At 36.7% G+C, this 1,093-nt stretch carries 1 protein-coding gene; it reads right to left on the minus strand.

The window, feature by feature from the left end; translation table 11 throughout:
• Positions 1-293: 293 nt before the first annotated feature.
• Positions 294-851: a hypothetical protein gene (locus Q0257_RS02275; protein WP_298021046.1), complete on the minus strand. Its 558-nt coding sequence runs from the start codon at positions 849-851 to the stop codon at positions 294-296.
• Positions 852-1,093: the final 242 nt, after the last annotated feature.

Genomic DNA, 1,093 nt, shown 5'->3' on the forward strand with positions numbered 1-1,093 from the left:
TTAATGAGCTGGCGATCGCCATGGCGCTGGGCGCGAAGGCAGACTTTTTCAAAAATCAAATTTTTACGCATCCTAGCATCAGCGAGGCACTGAACGATCTTTTCGGACAATTTTAAATTTAAAATTTAATGGCGCTCGGGCTTGGCGATGCCTGGGTGCCCTAGCGCAAATCGATCGTAAAATTTAATGCGCCGAGGCGAGTTAAATTTAGACTGGGTTAAATAGTTTGAGTCATTGCCGCCAGTGTCTTTCTTGGATACCAAAGTTGGCTATAAAAGAAATGATTAAAATAGTTAATTGATAAAATATCCGCGTTTAGGAATAGTAAGATTACAATCTATTTGGCACTCGGTAAGAGTATGCGGATAAAATTTCTTCTCGCAGTTTATACGGGCAAAAACGATTTTGTCCGTCGCTTCGTTTAACATAACTCTATAATCTCTAGGCGACCATTGCGGGCATTCGCACGCCAAGTCCAAATCCACGCTAACTACCAAGCTGTCAAATATAATCGAGTTTAATTCCTCGTAGACCAGTCTTAAGCTCTTTTGATCTTTCAGCGCTCTAATTTTATTTATCAAGCGGTATTCGTCCGATTTGATGATCTTTACGCCAAAGAGATCCTTCGCTTTTCCGTCGCCATAAATCGATAGCTCGGTAGGATAATCTTTAAAATTTAACTTTAACAGCTCGTCCAAGCCGCAACCGTCGTATTCTTTCATAAGAAACAAAATTTTATTTTCCATAAACCATGTCGCTATGCAGTAACATACTTGCTCGGGATTAAAAGGATGTAGATTTAAAATTCTATTTTCTAACGATAAGCACAAATTTCTAATTTTGGGCTGCATTATTCTATCCTTTATTTCTATCTATATCGACGATCTCGACAAAATTTTAGCCATCTTTTCTTTATACTTAATTTTATATTTAGAATTTCACAAATTTAATATCTTTATTTATCCCCAAATATCAAATAGGCTAAATTTTTACTCAAATTCCTATACGCAACCACCCAATATTCCCATATGATGTTTTTTATTTGCAAGTTATCGTCCAGAAAGTCTGCAAATATTTTAACCCTATCTTTGTC

The organism is uncultured Campylobacter sp. (assembly GCF_938018035.1).
Classification (GTDB): domain Bacteria; phylum Campylobacterota; class Campylobacteria; order Campylobacterales; family Campylobacteraceae; genus Campylobacter_B.